This window comes from Herbaspirillum sp. (genome assembly GCF_017744395.1).
Classification (GTDB): Bacteria; Pseudomonadota; Gammaproteobacteria; order Burkholderiales; family Burkholderiaceae_D; genus Herbaspirillum.
In genome coordinates, this window is the sequence record NZ_JAGIBI010000001.1 from 869,243 (window position 1) to 885,611 (window position 16,369).

At 63.5% G+C, this 16,369-nt stretch carries 12 protein-coding genes; 6 read left to right on the plus strand and 6 right to left on the minus strand.

Features of this window, described 5'->3' with window-relative positions; all coding sequences use genetic code 11:
• Positions 1–20 precede the first annotated feature (20 nt).
• Positions 21–698 carry an ATP-binding cassette domain-containing protein gene (locus J7548_RS03870; protein WP_290970571.1) on the plus strand — a complete coding sequence of 226 codons (678 nt, stop codon included), beginning with the start codon at positions 21–23 and terminating at the stop codon, positions 696–698.
• Between the two features lie 142 nt (positions 699–840).
• On the opposite strand, the gene aceA is transcribed toward J7548_RS03870, so the two are convergent.
• Positions 841–2,148 carry an isocitrate lyase gene (aceA, locus tag J7548_RS03875; RefSeq protein WP_290970574.1) on the minus strand — a complete coding sequence of 436 codons (1,308 nt, stop codon included), beginning with the start codon at positions 2,146–2,148 and terminating at the stop codon, positions 841–843.
• A 422-nt stretch (positions 2,149–2,570) separates the two neighbouring features.
• Here aceA and J7548_RS03880 point away from each other — a divergent pair, with 422 nt between their 5' ends.
• A complete protein-coding gene (locus tag J7548_RS03880; RefSeq protein ID WP_290970577.1) occupies positions 2,571–3,101 on the plus strand; it encodes a PaaI family thioesterase in 531 nt (176 codons plus the stop codon).
• Between the two features lie 140 nt (positions 3,102–3,241).
• Positions 3,242–5,470, plus strand: a complete 2,229-nt coding sequence (locus tag J7548_RS03885; protein ID WP_290970580.1) for an FUSC family membrane protein — start codon at positions 3,242–3,244, stop codon at positions 5,468–5,470.
• Positions 5,471–5,474: 4 nt separating this feature from the next.
• On the opposite strand, the gene rraA is transcribed toward J7548_RS03885, so the two are convergent.
• The 5 genes from rraA to J7548_RS03910 all read right to left on the minus strand — a co-directional run bounded on the left by rraA (position 5,475) and on the right by J7548_RS03910 (position 12,184).
• Positions 5,475–5,966, minus strand: coding sequence for a ribonuclease E activity regulator RraA (gene rraA, locus J7548_RS03890; RefSeq protein WP_290970583.1), 492 nt, complete (start codon positions 5,964–5,966; stop codon positions 5,475–5,477).
• Positions 5,967–6,000: 34 nt separating this feature from the next.
• Complete coding sequence (locus tag J7548_RS03895; protein WP_290971606.1) at positions 6,001–7,677, minus strand: diguanylate cyclase; 1,677 nt, start codon at positions 7,675–7,677, stop codon at positions 6,001–6,003.
• Between the two features lie 383 nt (positions 7,678–8,060).
• On the minus strand, positions 8,061–10,646 hold the full coding sequence (gene clpB, locus J7548_RS03900; RefSeq protein ID WP_290970585.1) for an ATP-dependent chaperone ClpB: 2,586 nt from the start codon (positions 10,644–10,646) through the stop codon (positions 8,061–8,063).
• Positions 10,647–10,765: 119 nt separating this feature from the next.
• On the minus strand, positions 10,766–11,140 hold the full coding sequence (crcB, locus tag J7548_RS03905; protein WP_290970588.1) for a fluoride efflux transporter CrcB: 375 nt from the start codon (positions 11,138–11,140) through the stop codon (positions 10,766–10,768).
• 63 nt (positions 11,141–11,203) lie between these two features.
• The gene (locus J7548_RS03910) at positions 11,204–12,184 is read right to left on the minus strand and encodes a LysR family transcriptional regulator (protein ID WP_290970591.1); all 981 of its coding nucleotides are present in this window, start codon (positions 12,182–12,184) and stop codon (positions 11,204–11,206) included.
• A gap of 225 nt (positions 12,185–12,409) precedes the next feature.
• Here J7548_RS03910 and J7548_RS03915 point away from each other — a divergent pair, with 225 nt between their 5' ends.
• Genes J7548_RS03915 through J7548_RS03925 form a run of 3 tightly spaced genes read left to right on the plus strand, consistent with a single transcriptional unit; the run spans position 12,410 to position 16,318 of the window.
• Positions 12,410–13,906, plus strand: a complete 1,497-nt coding sequence (locus J7548_RS03915) for an efflux transporter outer membrane subunit (protein WP_290970595.1) — start codon at positions 12,410–12,412, stop codon at positions 13,904–13,906.
• On the plus strand, positions 13,903–16,128 hold the full coding sequence (locus J7548_RS03920) for an FUSC family protein (RefSeq protein WP_290970597.1): 2,226 nt from the start codon (positions 13,903–13,905) through the stop codon (positions 16,126–16,128). Before J7548_RS03915 ends, J7548_RS03920 begins: the two co-directional genes overlap by 4 nt.
• Positions 16,118–16,318 (plus strand): DUF1656 domain-containing protein, encoded by a 201-nt coding sequence (locus J7548_RS03925; protein ID WP_290970599.1) that lies wholly within the window; start codon positions 16,118–16,120, stop codon positions 16,316–16,318. Before J7548_RS03920 ends, J7548_RS03925 begins: the two co-directional genes overlap by 11 nt.
• Positions 16,319–16,369 lie beyond the last annotated feature (51 nt).

A 16,369-nucleotide genomic window follows, 5' to 3' on the forward strand; every position in this document is an offset into this window, starting at 1 on the left:
CTCATCCATCCCTACCTGCCGTGAGCGTCGAACTCCAGATCCGGAAGACATTGCGCGCCAGCGGCCGCGTGTTCGACCTCGACATCGCCTTTGCCTCCGACAGCGAGCGCATCGTGCTGTACGGCCCCTCCGGCTCGGGCAAGAGCCTGACCCTGAAAGCCATCGCCGGCCTGATGACGCCCGACAGCGGCCATATCCGGCTGGACGGCCGCACGCTGTTCGATGCCGGGCAAGGAATCAACCTGCGTCCGCAGGAGCGCAACGTCGCCTACCTGTTCCAGGACTACGCACTGTTCCCGCACCTGACGGTGGCGCAGAACATCGCCTTCGGCCTGGCCCGCGGCTGCTTCAACCTGCGCCATCCGGCATCGCATCCGGCGGTGCAGAAATGGATCGCCGCCTTCGGCCTGCAGGCGATCGCCGGCAGCCATCCGGAGCAGATTTCCGGCGGCCAGCGGCAGCGTGTGGCGCTGGCACGCGCGCTGGCGTCGGAACCGGACATCCTGCTGCTGGACGAACCGTTCGCGGCGCTCGATCCGTCGCTGCGCCAGCACATGCGGCGCGAACTGGCGGAGTTGCAGCGCGAACTCGGCGTGCATATGTTGCTGATCACGCACGACCCGGCCGACGCCGATGCCCTGGGCGACGCCGTGTTCGAAGTGCGCGACGGGCGCATCGGCGCGCGACGTTCGCCGTAATTCCCTTCTTCGCTCCCACCGCGAAAAAAAACCGCACCCTTTTGAGGTGCGGTTCCAAGATCGGGGGGTACCCCGTCCGGCTTGAACAAGCAAGCCGGTTTTACACAACACACAGTCAACTCAAGTCTATTTTCAAGCGGGCTCAGGCAGCCTTCTTTTCCTTCTGCTCCTCGAAGAACTGTTCATCTTCGGTCGAGCCGTGCAGCGCGGTGGTCGACGACTGGCCTTGCTGGATCGCCTGGGTCACGGCGTCGAAGTAGCCGGTGCCGACTTCGCGCTGGTGCTTGACCGCGGTGAAGCCCTTGGTGGCGGCGGCGAATTCGGCTTCCTGCAGTTCCACGAAGGCCGACATCTGGTTGCGGGCATAGCCGTGCGCCAGGTTGAACATCGAGTAGTTCAGCGCGTGGAAGCCGGCCAGCGTGATGAACTGGAACTTGTAGCCCATCGCGCCCAGCTCGCGCTGGAACTTGGCGATGGTGGCGTCGTCCAGGTTCTTCTTCCAGTTGAACGACGGCGAACAGTTGTAGGCCAGCAGCTTGCCCGGGAACTTGGCGTGGATGGCTTCGGCGAAGGTCTTGGCGAAGGCCAGGTCCGGCTTGCCGGTTTCGCACCAGACCATATCGGCGTATTCCGCATAGGCCAGGCCGCGCGAGACAGCCTGGTCGATGCCCGGATGGGTCTTGAAGAAGCCTTCGACAGTGCGTTCGCCCGACAGGAACGGCTTGTCGTTGGCATCCACGTCCGAAGTCAGCAGGTCGGCCGCCTCGGCGTCGGTACGGGCGATCACCAGGGTCTTGGTGCCCATGACGTCGGCCGCCAGGCGTGCCGCGTTGAGCTTCTCGACCGCTTCGCGGGTCGGCACCAGCACCTTGCCGCCCATGTGGCCGCACTTCTTCACCGATGCCAGCTGGTCCTCGAAGTGCACGCCGGCGGCGCCCGCCTCGATCATCGACTTCATCAGTTCGAAGGCGTTGAGCACGCCGCCGAAACCGGCTTCGGCGTCAGCCACGATGGGCGCGAAGAAGTCGATGTCGTTCTTGCCTTCGGACCACTGGATCTGGTCGGCGCGCTGGAAGGTGTTGTTGATGCGCTTGACCACCATCGGCACCGAGTTGGCCGGATACAGCGACTGGTCGGGATACATTTCGCCGGCCAGGTTGGCGTCGCCCGCCACTTGCCAGCCGGACAGGTAGATCGCCTTCAGGCCGGCCTTGACCTGTTGCATGGCCTGGTTGCCGGTCAGGGCGCCCAGCGCGTTGACGAAGGGTTCGTTGTTGACCAGGTGCCACAGCTTGTCGGCGCCGCGCTTGGCCAGCGAATGTTCGATCTGCACCGAGCCGCGCAGGCGGACCACGTCTTCAGCCGAATAGTTGCGCTTGATGCCCTTCCAGCGGGGGTTTTCCGCCCAATCCTTTTCCAGTGCCTGGATTTGCTGTTCACGTGTGCTCATGGTGATCTCCTTTTTCGTCAGTGTGGATGTGTTTAAAAACCGGGTGAAATCGCGAATTCCATGACTTCATAGTAGCCATCCATGTGCAGAGCAACAATGTCTTGTATAAGACATAGGTAAATTTTTTATATTAATAAAATCAAATACTTATTCTTCATATTTTGCGATACGGAACGAAATTTCTGGGAATGAAAAATACTTTTGATGCTGCGCACCCGCACTTTTCACAATACGAAATGAAAAATTCTCATCGTGAAATATCGCGGCTTTTCACAAGCCCTGCCGTGGCGGCGCCTCCGGCTCATCCATAATTAAAACGATCGTTCGAAATTTTTTGACGCCATATCTCTTCTCTTTCATAATAAAAGTAACTTGCCCAGGCAAGGCTTTCACTGACACCAGAGACGACAACCGGAGGAAACATGACGACAAGAGAAGAAACGCTCGCGCTGTGGCGCAAACAGGAAGAAGCGGTACGGGCCAAGCTGGCGCCGCCCGGGGTAGCCACCCTGGACGACCTGAAGGCCGGCAGCGGCATGGATTTCCTGCAGAAGATCTGGGACGGCCTGCTGCCCTCGGTGCCGATCGGCCAGACGCTGGACTTCATCCCGGTCGAAGGCGAACCCGGCCGCATCGTCTTCCAGGGCACGCCCGACAAGCGCCATTACAACCCGCTGGGCAGCGTGCATGGCGGCTATTTCTGTACGCTGCTGGATTCGGCCGTGGGCTGCGCCGTGCATTCGATGCTGCCGCAAGGCATGGGCTATACCACGCTGGAACTGAAAGTTAACCTGGTGCGCGCGCTGACCGAGAAAACCGGGCCGGTGCGCGCAGAAGGCAAAGTGGTCCAGGTCGGCAAGCAAGTGGGCATCGCCGAAGGACGCATCATCGATGCCGACGGCCGCCTGTACGCCCACGCCACCACTACCTGCCTGGTGTTTCCCCTGCCCTGAAGCGCCGGCCGCCGCAACGCATGACCGGCCGCCCGATTTCTTTTTTGCGGCAACGGGCCGGCTCGGTTGTTTAATCGCCGAAGAAAGCACAAAATAAACGCCTACCAAAATTGAACGGCGATTCAACGCCGATAGTCTTCATGCATTACGCCCTGGACATCCGCACATTTCTATTCAGTCATTATTTCTATACTGGGGTGCGGATCGCGATCGGGGTAGTCGGCCTCACCATGCTGGTGTACAACGTGGCCGACATGCAGACCACCATGACGGTGTTCCTGGGCGCGCTGTGCACCAGCCTGATGGACCTGCCCAGCCCCTTGCGGCACAAGTTCAACGAAATGCTGGCCGGCGTGCTGCTGTGCACCGTGGTGATGCTGGTCATCAGCCTGTGCGCCCCGGTACCCTGGCTGGTCAGCGCGATGATGGTGCTGGTCAGCTTCTTCGCCAGCATGATGGTGGTGTACGGCAAAAAGACCATGCCGCTGCAATTCGCCGCGCTGATGGTGATGACGCTGTCGATGGAAAACCAGGTGCCGATCGCGGACGCCTTCCTGCACGCGGGCCTGTTCCTGGGCGGCGGCCTGGGCTACCTGGCCTATTCGATGGCGGTGTCGTGGTTCCTGCGCCGCCGCATCAAGCAGCAGGTGCTGGCCGAAGCCTTGTTCGAGCTGGCGCGCTACCTGCGCATCAAGGCCGACTTCTATGATGTGCGGCATGACCTGGCCAGCCAGTTCAACCAGCTGGTGCGCCAGCAGATCGTCGTGGCCGACAAGCTGCAAGCCTCGCGCGACCTGATCCTGCGCGACCTGCACACCAAGCAGGACGGCCTGCTGGTGCAGGTGCACCTGTCCATGCTGGAACTCTATGAGCAGGTGCTGTCCACCCACGCCGACTACAGCTTCCTGCGCAACCACTTCGGCAGCGACGACGTGATGATCTTCCTGCGCGACCTGGCCAACAAGGCGGCCGAAGACATCGAATCGATCGCCTATGCCATCACGCGCAAGAAAGCCTCCGCGCCCAGCGTCAACTACAAGGCCGAACTGCGCGCCATCCAGTACGAAATGCAGCAGATGCAAGAGGCCGAGCCGAAACCCGGCTCGGAGGAAGCGCTGACGGTCCTGCGCGTGACCTACAACAAGATCCGCGACATCAGCGAACTGATCGGCCAGTTGCACCAGGCCACGCACAACCCGGTCGATCCGCTGCCCATCCTGCCCGGCTCGGACATGACGCCGTTCCTGACCCAGCAGAAGTTCAAGTTCAACATGCTGCTGGTCAACCTGCGCTGGCAGTCGCCGATCTTCCGCTTCGCCATCCGCGTGGCGCTGGCGGTGACCACCGGCCTGTGGATTTCCAGCCACCTGCCCTACATGGCGCACAGCTACTGGATCGTGCTGACCATCGTCATCATCCTCAAACCCAATTTCAGCGCCACCAAGCAGCGCATGGCCGACCGCCTGATCGGCACCGTCATCGGCTGCCTGATCACGGCGCTGATCCTGCGCTTCGTCCATAATCCGATGGGCCTGCTGGCGGTGCTGTTCGCCGCCAGCGTCGCCGCGCCGGCGTTCACCTATGTGAAATACCGCTACACCGCCATCGCCGCCTCGGTGCAGATCCTGATGCTGCTCAACCTGCTGCTGCCGGCCGGCCACCAGGGCGTGGTCAGCGAGCGCCTGATCGACACCGTGATCGGGGTGGTCATCGCCACCGCCTTCAGCTACCTGCTGCCGGCCTGGGAATACCGCGACCTGCCCAAGCTGCTGCGCAACGTGTTGAAGGCCAGCCAGCGCTACCTCACCGCCAGCCGCGATATGCTCGAAGGCAAGGTCAAGGACGATTTCTTCTACCGGGTATGCCGCAAGGGCTTCATGGACAGCCTGGCGGCGCTGGTCTCGGCGCTGGTGCGCATGATGGATGAACCGGTGACCAAGCACCGCGCGGTCAAGGAGCTGAACCGCTTCATCGTGCAAAACTACCTGGTGGCGGCGCACATTGCCGCGCTGCGCCTGATGCTGCGGCGCCACCAGGAAAACATGCCGCAAGGGCCGGTCAACAAGCTGATCGAAGACACTTACCTGGAAGCCAGCGAGCAATTGGCCGAAGCCCAGCGCATCCTGGCGCCGAAGTCGAAAAAACGGGGAGGCGCGGTCACGGTGTCGCCGCAGGCGCCGCAAGACAAGGCGCTTTCGGCCAAGATCGAACTGGTCGGTCCCGTTACGCCCGAGCCGGTGCCGGCCGAGGCCAGTTCATGGTCGGGCTGGGGCACGCTGCAGCGGCGCGCCAACCTGCTCAACCAGGACTTGCGCGAAATCGTCGCCCAGACCACCGCCATCGACGACATCCTGCGCCGCCAGGACTAGGGCCTCACAATGGTGTGCGCGATACCAGCACGCCATCCACATCCGCATAAATCCAGTCGCCCGGATGCACCGCCACGCCGGCGATGGTGACCTTCAGATCGGTGTCACCCGCCCCCTTGCGGAAGCTGCGCTGCGGATGCGCGGCCAGCGCGCGGATGCCGACGTCGCAGGCATTGAGCTCGGCGGTATCGCGCACGCAGCCGTTGACCAGGATGCCGGTCCAGCCGTTGTTCTGCGCCAGCAGGCCGAGGTTGCCGCCCACCAGCGCGCAGCGCAGGCTGCCGCCGCCGTCCACCACCAGCACATGGCCGTTGCCCGGGGTCTCCAAGGCGGCGCGCACCAGCACGTTGTCTTCGAACACTTTGAGCGTCCTGGCCGGGCCGGCAAAGGCATTGCGTTTGCCGAACGCGGCGAAGATGGGCGGCAGCACATGCAAGGCGCCGGTGGCCAGCTTGTCTTCATTGGCGTCGCACAGGTCGCAGGTGGAAAAGCTCATGGTGGTCTCCGTAATCAGGTTCCTGCCCGCATCGTCACACCGACAGAATGCGGTGCAGGCGCTTCTGGTCGAACATGCGCGAGTCTGCCATGCGCAACAGGGTTTCCACATCGAGGCCGTCTTCGGGATAAAGCGAGACGCCCACCGAGGCGTCCACGATGTATTGGTTGCCGTCGCGCCCGTCGATAGGCTTGTTGACGGCATGGCGGATCTTGTCGGCGAGGGTGCGCGCGACTTCGATCTCATTGACGCCATGCAGGTAGACCACGAACTCGTCGCCGCCAAAGCGCGCGACCGAATCGTCATGGCGCAGCGCATGCTGCAGGCGCGCGGCAATGGTGACCAGCACCTTGTCGCCTTCGTCGTGGCCGTATTCGTCATTGACCGCCTTGAAGCGGTCGAGGTCGATGAACAGCAGCGCGAAATGCAGCGGATTGGCTTGCGACGAATTGCGGCGGCGGAACTCGATCTGCGCGATCAGCGAATCGCGGTTGAGCACGTTGGTCAGGCGGTCGGTGCGCAGGTTGCGTTCCATTTCCTGGAAGCTTTGCGCCAGTTGCCCGATCTCGTCGTTGCGGTCGATGTTCAGGGCCGGGAACGGGCTGCCGTTGCCGATGCTCTTGGCCGCCAGCGTCAGCTTGCGGATGTCGCGCAGTACCCAGCGCAACAGCATGAAGCCGATGATGAACGTCAGGCACACCGCCACCAGTCCCAGCATCAGGGTCTGGTAGATGCCACCGGCCACCGGCCCGAGAAAATCGGAACGCGGCGCGGCGCTGACGGCCAGCCAGTCCAGCCCGGCCTCGTCATGGTGCAGGCGGAAGACGACCTCGGCCTTGCCATTCTCCCCGCTTGCGTTGAGCAGCATCAGCTGGCCCGGCACGGGACGATGGTCAACCAGGTATTTCTGCACCTCGGCGAAGGCCTGCCGCACCAGCGGCGACTTGCTTTGCAGGGCGTTCAGGCGTGTGAATTCCGTACCCTTGGCCTCATACACAGGTTCATTGAGCGAAGTGGCGACCATGCCGCCATTGAGTTCAGTCACGAAGGCCACGCCATTGCGGCTCATCGGCAACTGCTGCAGGAAGGTGGTGAGTTGTCCCAGGCCGATATTGCTGTTGACCACGCCCAGGAATGCGCCGTCGGTATCGTAGACCGGCTTGGAGAGGTTGATGGCCAGGAATTTCAACCGGAAATCGGTATAGACCGACGACCAGGTCTCGCGCCCGCGCTCCACCGTCTGGATATACCAGGGACGCTGGCGAGGCTCGTAGTCCTGCACCGCGGTCAGCTTCATTTCGGTGCCGGGGCCGCGCAGGTAGTAGACGTAATTCTTGTCCTCCGGCTCGCGGACGCTGTACATGAACACGCTGGCGCTTTCCTGCCTGATGCCCAGGAAGCTGCCATCGGCGCCGCCGAAATAGACATAGCTGGGATCGCTGAACAGGGCATTGGCCACCCACAGCCGCTCCTCCAGTTGCTTGCGGTCCTTGGGGAAAGGCAGCATGGCCGGCTTCTCGCCGGGATTGACCGGCGGCACCGGCGGCGGCGCGACCGCGTTGAGGCTTTCGCGCGCATTCATGGTCTGGCGGTCGATCGCCTGGCCGACGCGCCCCATGGTCTCCATCAGCGCATTGCGCGTGAGGATCTCGGTGGCGTCATCCCCGGCGCGATACAGGAACCAGCCTATCGTCAGCGCCAGGCAAACCATCAGGAAGATGAACGGCAAGATGAACAGCCGCTGCAAAGATGATTGCCTCAGAATCTCCCCCTTTGCGGACGTTCGCCGCCAGCTGCCTTTAGCATGGTTCCCCCTGCCGGTGCATGCCGCCAACTGCGACGGATGGCCTTGCTGGCCTTGCAGCGCGCCGCACCGGTTCTTTCGATTGGGCAACCATTGTATGCCAAAAGCGCAGCGGAGAGAATTTCACAAAAGGCAACAAACCGCTTGCGGAGGGCGCCTTCCGCCATCAAGGCACGGCAGCCCATGCCGTCGGCGAAGCTATGAAAAAAGCCGGTTGCACCTTGCGGTACAACCGGCTTTGACACGAGTGGCGGAGCGCGGCAAAAAACTGCCCTGCTCCGTTACCGGCGTTACTTCCTGAACACCAGCTGGCCGTTGCTCACTTCCACGTGAACCACATCCTTCGGCCCGAACTTGCCGGCCAGGATTTCCTTGGACAGCGGGTTTTCGATCTCCTGCTGGATCGCGCGCTTCAACGGCCGCGCGCCATACACCGGGTCGAAACCGGCTTCGGCGATCTTCTGCAGGCCGGCCTCGCTGATCTGCAAGCCGATCTCCAGCTTGGCCAGGCGCTGCTCCAGGATGCGCAACTGGATCCTGGCGATGGCGCCGATGTTCTTCTCATCGAGCGCGTGGAACACCACGATCTCATCCACCCGGTTGATGAACTCCGGGCGGAAGTGCGTGCGCACCTCGGCCATCACCGCCAGCTTCACCAGCGCCGGATCGCTCTCTTCCATCGACTGGATCCGGTGCGAACCCAGGTTCGATGTCATCACGATCACCGTGTTCTTGAAGTCCACGGTACGGCCCTGGCCATCGGTCATGCGGCCGTCGTCCAACACCTGCAGCAGCACGTTGAAGACGTCCGGATGCGCCTTCTCGATCTCGTCGAGCAGGATCACGCTGTAAGGCTTGCGGCGCACGGCTTCGGTCAGGTAGCCGCCCTCCTCGTAACCCACGTAGCCCGGCGGCGCGCCGATCAGGCGGGCCACCGAATGCTTCTCCATGAACTCGCTCATGTCGATGCGGATCATCGCCTCTTCGGTATCGAACAGGTAAGACGCCAGCGCCTTGCACAGCTCGGTCTTGCCCACGCCGGTGGGGCCCAGGAACATGAACGAGCCATACGGCTTGCTGGGGTCGCCCAGGCCGGCGCGCGAACGGCGGATGGCGTCGGACACGGCCACGATCGCCTCATCCTGCCCCACCACGCGCTGGTGCAGCACTTCTTCCATGTGCAGCAATTTCTCGCGCTCGCCCTGCATCATGCGCGAGACCGGGATGCCGGTGGCGCGCGCCACGATCTCGGCGATTTCCTCGGCGCCCACTTGCGTACGCACCAGTTTCGGCTTTTCAGCGGCGACACCGGCGGCATCCTTCTTGTTCTGCACTTCCAGCGCGGCTTCCAGTTCTGCCAGCTTGCCGTACTTCAACTCGGACACCTTCTGCCAGTCGCTCTTGCGGGTAGCCTCTTCCATCTGCAGGCGGACCTTCTCGATCTCTTCCTTCAGCTGCTGGCCGCCCTGCGCGGTCGACTTCTCAGCCTTCCAGACTTCTTCCAGGTCGGCATACTCGCGCTCCAGCTTCAGGATTTCCTCCTCGATCAGCTGCAGGCGCTTTTGCGAGGCTTCATCCTTCTCGCGCTTGACCGCTTCGCGTTCGATCTTCAGCTGGATCAGGCGGCGGTCGAGCTTGTCCATGACTTCCGGCTTGGAGTCGATCTCGATCTTGATCTTGGCGGCAGCCTCGTCGATCAGGTCGATCGCCTTGTCCGGCAGGAAGCGGTCGGTGATGTAGCGGTGCGACAACTCGGCCGCGGCCACGATGGCCGGGTCGGTGATGTCCACGCCGTGGTGCACCTCATACTTTTCCTGCAGGCCGCGCAGGATGGCGATGGTCGCCTCCACGCTCGGCTCATCGACCAGGATCTTCTGGAAGCGGCGCTCCAGCGCGGCATCCTTCTCGATGTACTGGCGGTATTCGTCCAGCGTGGTGGCGCCCACGCAATGCAGCTCGCCGCGCGCCAGCGCAGGCTTGAGCATGTTGCCGGCATCCATCGCGCCTTCGGCCTTGCCGGCGCCGACCATGGTGTGCAGCTCGTCGATGAAGACGATGGTCTGGCCTTCGTCCTGGGCGATTTCCTTCAGCACCGCTTTCAGGCGCTCCTCGAACTCGCCGCGGTACTTGGCACCGGCCAGCAGCGCCGCCATATCCAGCGACAGCACGCGCTTGGACTTCAGGCTGTCCGGCACTTCGCCGTTGACGATGCGCTGCGCCAGGCCTTCGACGATGGCGGTCTTGCCCACGCCCGGTTCGCCGATCAGCACAGGGTTGTTCTTGCTGCGGCGCTGCAAAACCTGGATCGCGCGGCGGATTTCATCGTCGCGGCCGATCACCGGATCGAGCTTGCCGGCGCGGGCGCGCTCGGTCAGGTCCAGCGTATATTTCTTCAATGCTTCGCGCTGGCCTTCGTCCTGCTGCGACGATACCGAGGCGCCGCCGCGCACCGCCTTGATGGCGGCTTCCAGCGACTTGCGGGTGAGGCCGTTCTCGCGCGCGGCGCGACCGGCGTCGGACTTGTCGTCCACCAGCCCGAGCAGCACCATTTCACTGGCGACGAACTGGTCGCCATGCTTTTGCGCTTCCTTGTCGGCCAGGTTCAGCAAGGCCACCAGCTCGCGGCCGATCTGCACCTCGCCGCCGTTGCCGGAGACTTGCGGCAAACGCTGCAAGGCGCCCTGCAAGGCCGAGGACAGGCCGTTCACGTTCACGCCCGCGCGCTGCAGCAGCGAGCGCGCGCCGCCGTCGTCCTGGTTCAACAGGGCGATGACGAGGTGTACCGGTTCAATGTATTGATTGTCGTGGCCGACCGCCTGGGATTGCGCGTCGGCCAGCGCTTCCTGCAATTTTGTAGTGAGTTTGTCGAGTCGCATGGTTCGCTCCAATTTTTCAATGTGATGAAAATTGGGCCTGAGGCTTGATTTTCAAGCAAACCGCCGGCGCAAAAACTTGATTTGTATCACACCCGCAACACCCGATGCCCGATACCGCCCTAGCCGGCCAACGCCCGGTACGTTGCGAAACCGGCAATGCACAATACGATGGAACCGAACAGATGCAGCGCGGAATGGCCGATGGCCCAAAGATAATCGCCCCGTTGCAGCAGGATCATGGCCTCGGCCGAGAAGGTGGAAAAGGTGGTGAGCCCACCCAGGAAACCTGTAATGGCAAACAGGCGCCACTCCGGCGACAGGCCCGGATGGTGCTCGAAGTAAGCCACCAGGAAGCCGATCACATAGCCGCCGACCCAGTTGGCCGCCAGCGTGCCTACCGGCACGAAGTGGCCGCCGATGTTGTACACCACCGAAAGCCGCCAGCGCAGCCACGCTCCCAGTGCCGCCCCCACTCCCACCGCCAGCCATCCCATGCCGCCTCCCCCTGTCGTGTCCGTCGCCTCGATGATGCCAGAAACCGCAATAGTCGCGCCGCCTCAGGAAGCGTGTTCCTGCGCGGTAACAATCCCCTGCATTTCTTCGCGCAGCGAACCGATGCGTTCCAGCGCCTGGTGGTCTTCCCGCAGCGCCTTGTCCACGCTCTCGTGCATCCAGTCGACCCAGGTGCTGATCTTGGCGTCCAGGTACTGGCGCGACGGATACAGCGCATACACGCCCATCTGCTGCATGCGGTGCTGCGGCAGCACGCGCACGATGGTGCCGGCGCGCAGCGGATCCACCGCCGAATAGATCGGCAGCACGCCGATCCCCATGCCTTCGCGGATGCTGGCCAGCATCGCCTCGGCCACGTTGACCTGGAAATTGCTCTTGACGGCGATCGTGTCCATGCCGTCCGGCCCTTCGATCACCCATTCGTCCAGCGGCGACACTGGGCTCACCAGCTGCAGGCAGGTGTAGTTGGCCAGGTCGGCCGGCTTTTGCGGCATGCCGTGCTTGTCGACATAGGCCGGCGAGGCGCACAGCATGCTGAACGTGCTGCCCAACTGGCGGAAAATCAGGCCGGAATCCGGCAGTTCGCGCGCCAGCACCAGCGAGACGTCGTAGCCCTCTTCCAGCATGTCCGGAATACGCTGGGCCAGGGTCAGCTCCACCGCCACGTCGGGATAGCGCTTCTGGTAGCCGGAAATGGCCGGAATCACGTAGCGCTGGCCGAAACTGGTCATCGCGTGGATGCGCAAGCGCCCGGACGGCTTCACATAGGCGGCGCCGGCCTCGGCTTCGGCCTCTTCGACATAAGAGATGATCTGCTGGCAACGCAGCAGGTAGCGCTCGCCGGCCTCGGTCAAGGCGATGCGGCGGGTGGTGCGGTTCAACAGGCGAGTGCGCAGGTGCCGCTCCAGGTCGGCCACGGCGCGCGAGACATGGGCGGTGGTCAGCCCCATTTGCTGGGCCGCGGAAGTAAAACTGCCGGCCTCGACCACGCGCTCGAACACGCGCATGTTTTGCAGGGTATCCATACTCTTTCCTATGCTGCCGCCAGTTTCCTCAGGTAAGCTCTGCACGAATGGCGCATGTGGAAGCTCGCGTTTGCCGGACTGGCGGATGACAGCATTGTTACCCAAAACAGCCCTAGAATTATTGCAATTTAAAGGATAAACAATTGCAAATTGGCGAATTTTTCCCAAGATAATTACAAAATACAATACATATCATCTGATATTTACATATTTTGGGGTAATCTCATGAAGCGCCGTTCCTCCCCTCGTTGGTCTGCCCTGACCGTCATTGCGCTATCGCTGACAGTCCTGGCAATCGCCGGCTGCGCCGACCAGGGAGGCATCAAACCGCAAGCGCAAGTACGCGAGGCTTCCACCCTCGATGCCGGCCAGGCCATCCGCCAGGCCGGCGCCGAAGCCGGCTGGCCGCAGCGCGCCTGGTGGCTGGCCTACAACGACCCGCAACTCGACGCGCTGGTACGGAAAGCCGTGGCCGGCAACCCCAGCATGGCCATTGCCGCCGCCCGCGTGCGGCAGGCGCAATCGATGGCGGTGGTCGCGCATGCCGGCGAATTGCCCAGCGCGCAACTGGACGCCGCCATCGGCCGCAAGGACTGGTCCGACAACGTCTATTACGGCGCCAGCTTCCGCGACAAGCTGACCTGGAACAACACCGCCACCCTGAGCCTGGCCTACAACGTCGACCTGTGGGACCGCAACAAGAACACGACCGAGCGCGCCCAGGATGAACTGCATGCGGTCGCCGCCGATGCCCGCGCCGCCCAGCTCGATCTGGAAAGCAATGTGGTGCGCACCTATGTGCAATTGGCGCTGCAATACGGCCTGCTGGACAACACCGAAGCCATGCTCAAGGAAGAAGAGAAAATCCTCGACCTGGCGCACCGCCGCTTCAACGGCGGCCTCGGCACCCAGCTGGACATCACCCAGGCCGAAGCCCCGTTGCCGGAAACCCGCCGCCAGATCGAAGCCTTGCATGAGAGCATCGCGCTGGTGCGCAACCAGTTGGCCGCCCTGCTGGGTGAAGGCCCGGGTGCCGGCGACAACATCGCACGACCGGTACTGGCGCTGCAGTCTCCCATCGGCCTGCCCAGCGCGCTGCCGGCCGAACTGGTCGGCCGCCGCCCCGACATCAGCGCCGCGCGCTGGCGCGTGGAAGCCGCCGCCCGCGGCATCGCGGTGGCCAAGACGGCCTTCTACCCCAACCTCAACCTGCTGGCCGGCATCGGCCCGGCCGCCGCCGGCGGCGGCATGCTGTCCTTCCTCAGCATGAAGAACTGGCAAACCACCTACGGGCCGGCGGTCTCGCTGCCGATCTTCGAAGGCGGCCGCCTGCGCGGCCAACTGGGCGCCGCCGCCGCCGGCTACGACATCGAGGTCGAGCATTACAACGCCCTGCTGTCGCAAGCCCTGAAGACGATTTCCGACCAGGTGGTGACGCTGCAATCGGTAGCCCGCCAGCAACAGCAGGCGCATGAATCGATCGCCGCCGCGCAAAAGAACGTCGACATCGCCACCCACGCTTACCAGCGCGGCCTGACCGACTACCTCAACGTGCTGCATGCGCAAACCCAGTGGCTGCGCCAGCAACAGATCGAGCAGCAGTTGCAGGCCCAGCACCTGGCCGCCTATGCCACGCTGACCGCGGCCCTGGGCGGCGGACTGGAACCGGCCGCCGCACCTGAAGCCGCCGCCGACGGCACTATCCGGACCGCCGCGCAATGAACCAGCCCGCCACAACCACCGCGACGCGCACACCCTTCGGTGCACAACTGCGCGAAGCCGCCGGCGACTGGTGGCAGAACGAGCGGCCGACCTGGATCTACGTCTTCAAGATGGTCTTCGCCGGCCTGCTGGCGCTGGGCATCGGTTATACTCTCGACCTCGAATCGCCGCGCTCGGCGCTGATCACGGTCTTCATCGTGATGCAGCCGCAAAGCGGCATGATTCTGGCCAAGAGTTTCTACCGCGTGATCGGCACCCTGGTCGGCTCGGTCGCCGTGGTGGTGCTTGTAGGCCTGTTCGCGCAGACGCCGGAACTGTTCCTGATCGCCTCCGCCCTGTGGATCGGCCTGTGCACCATGGGGTCGGCGTACAACCGCAATTTCCGCTCCTACGGCTTCGTACTGTCGGGCTATACGGTGGCCCTGGTCGGCCTGCCGGCCGCGCTCCACCCCGGCATCACCTTCGATTCGATGATGACGCGCGTGACCGAGATCACAGTGGGCATCGTCTGCGCCGGCGTGGTCAGTGCACTGGTGTTCCCGCAAGCCAGCGCGCCGGGCCTGGTGCGCATCATCCGCGGCCGCTTCACCGCCTTCGTCGACCTGATCGGCGCCACCCTGGGCGGCACCACCGACCGCAAGAAACTCGATGCCGCCAACGCCCGCTTCATCGGCGACATCATCGGCCTGGAAGCGCTGCGCAGTTCGGCCATCTTCGAAGACCCCGAAATCCGTCTGCGCAGCGGCCGCCTGACGCGCATGAACAGCGAGTTCATGGCGCTGTCGACGCGCGTGCATGCGCTGCACCAGTTGATGAACCGGCTGCATGCCAGCCCTGCGCCAAGCGCGCGAATCGTCATCGACGCCATCTCCCCCTACTTCAAGGAAGTCCAGCCGCTGTTGACCCGCGACAGCGGCGAACCGGTCATGAGCGCGGTCGACGCCGCCGATGCCGCCCTCAAGCTGGAAGCCTACAAGCGCGAACTGCCGCGCCGCGTGCGCGCTACCCGCGGCGAGTTGCGCTTGGACAGCGATAGCGCCATGCTGGACTTCGACACCGCCTCCGAACTGCTGTACCGCGTCATCGAAGAGCTGCACGCCTACACGCTGACCTACGCCTCGCTGCCCCAGCGCCGCCATGAGCGCGAGCAATGGGAACACGCCTACACGCCCAAGACCAGCATGACCACCGCGCTGATCGCCGGCGCCCGCGCCGCCGTCACGCTACTGCTGCTGTCGGCGTTCTGGCTGGCCAGCGGCTGGCCCAGCGGCGACGTGGCCGCGCTCAACGCCGCCGCCTTCTGCGCCATCACCTCGGCCGCGCCCGATCCGGCCAAAGCCACACGCACGGTCGCCATCGGCGTCGCCTTCGCCACCGTTGCCGGCTACTTCTACACCTTCCATCTGCTGCCGCGCGCCGACGGTTACTGGATGCTGGCGGCGATGCTCACGCCGATGCTGATGCTGGCCGTGCTGCTGACCACCAAGCCGAAATGGGCCGGCTACGGCCTGGGCATTTGCATCTTCTTCCCGTTCCTGGCGGTGCCCGACAACTTCGCGCGCTTCAACGCCGCCGGCTATCTCAATGAAGCGGTGGCACTGATGGTGTCGCTGACCGTGACCGCCATCTCTTTCATGGTGCTGCTGCCGCCGACCACCGACTGGATCGTGCGCGTGCTGGAGAAGCAACTGCGCAAGCAAGTGGTGGACGCCTGCTTCGGCAAGCTAGGGCACCTGGCGCTGAAGTTCGAAAGCGGCACCCGCGACCTGATGCACCAGATCACCATGCTCACCAGCAGCCGCCCGACGCTGCGCCAGATCGCCTTCGGCTGGACCTTCGCCACGCTGGAAGTGGGCCATGCCATCATCGAACTGCGCACCGAACTCAACGGCATCCGCACCGAACGCCCCGACCTGCTGCCGGCCGGCGCCTACGCCGCGCTGAACCGCCTGCGCGAAACCATTCCGGCCTTGTTCAATACCCCCAATCGCGACACCTTCGCCAACGCCCTGGCCGCCAACGACCATGCCATCGCCCAGGTGCAGCAAGCCATCGGCCCGCATTACCGCGAACGCAGCGAACGCCATCGGCTGCAACGCACGCTGAGCTACCTGCACTTCATCCGCACTGCCCTGCTGGATCCGCAGTCACCGCTGCATACCATGCGCGACGGCGCCGCCGACGCCAACCCTACGAATTCCGGAGCCCGCCATGCCACGTGAGATTTCCTTCTTCGACGCCTATATTCCCACCCTGCTGTTGCTGGCGGTCGCGGCCGGCGCGCTGGCCTTCGCGGCTGACCGCCTGCTGGTGCGCATCGGCCTGTACAACATGGTGTGGCACCCGGCGCTGTTCCGCGTAAGCATGTTCGTCTGCTTCGCCTCGCTGATGGGCCTGTACGTGTATGCCTAACCTGCCGCGCCAAACACGCAATACGAAAAAACAAAGAAACATTCAGGAGTA

Bases quoted from the DNA above. Each gene is read 5' to 3' on its own strand.
- J7548_RS03925 (WP_290970599.1), top strand. From the start codon at position 16,118: ATGCCACGTGAGATTTCCTTCTTCGACGCCTATATTCCCACCCTGCTG.
- J7548_RS03915 (WP_290970595.1), top strand. From the start codon at position 12,410: ATGAAGCGCCGTTCCTCCCCTCGTTGGTCTGCCCTGACCGTCATTGCG.
- J7548_RS03880 (WP_290970577.1), top strand. From the start codon at position 2,571: ATGACGACAAGAGAAGAAACGCTCGCGCTGTGGCGCAAACAGGAAGAA.
- clpB (WP_290970585.1), bottom strand. From the start codon at position 10,646: ATGCGACTCGACAAACTCACTACAAAATTGCAGGAAGCGCTGGCCGAC.
- aceA (WP_290970574.1), bottom strand. From the start codon at position 2,148: ATGAGCACACGTGAACAGCAAATCCAGGCACTGGAAAAGGATTGGGCG.
- J7548_RS03885 (WP_290970580.1), top strand. From the start codon at position 3,242: ATGCATTACGCCCTGGACATCCGCACATTTCTATTCAGTCATTATTTC.
- J7548_RS03895 (WP_290971606.1), bottom strand. From the start codon at position 7,677: ATGGTTTGCCTGGCGCTGACGATAGGCTGGTTCCTGTATCGCGCCGGG.
- rraA (WP_290970583.1), bottom strand. From the start codon at position 5,966: ATGAGCTTTTCCACCTGCGACCTGTGCGACGCCAATGAAGACAAGCTG.
- J7548_RS03920 (WP_290970597.1), top strand. From the start codon at position 13,903: ATGAACCAGCCCGCCACAACCACCGCGACGCGCACACCCTTCGGTGCA.
- crcB (WP_290970588.1), bottom strand. From the start codon at position 11,140: ATGGGATGGCTGGCGGTGGGAGTGGGGGCGGCACTGGGAGCGTGGCTG.
- J7548_RS03910 (WP_290970591.1), bottom strand. From the start codon at position 12,184: ATGGATACCCTGCAAAACATGCGCGTGTTCGAGCGCGTGGTCGAGGCC.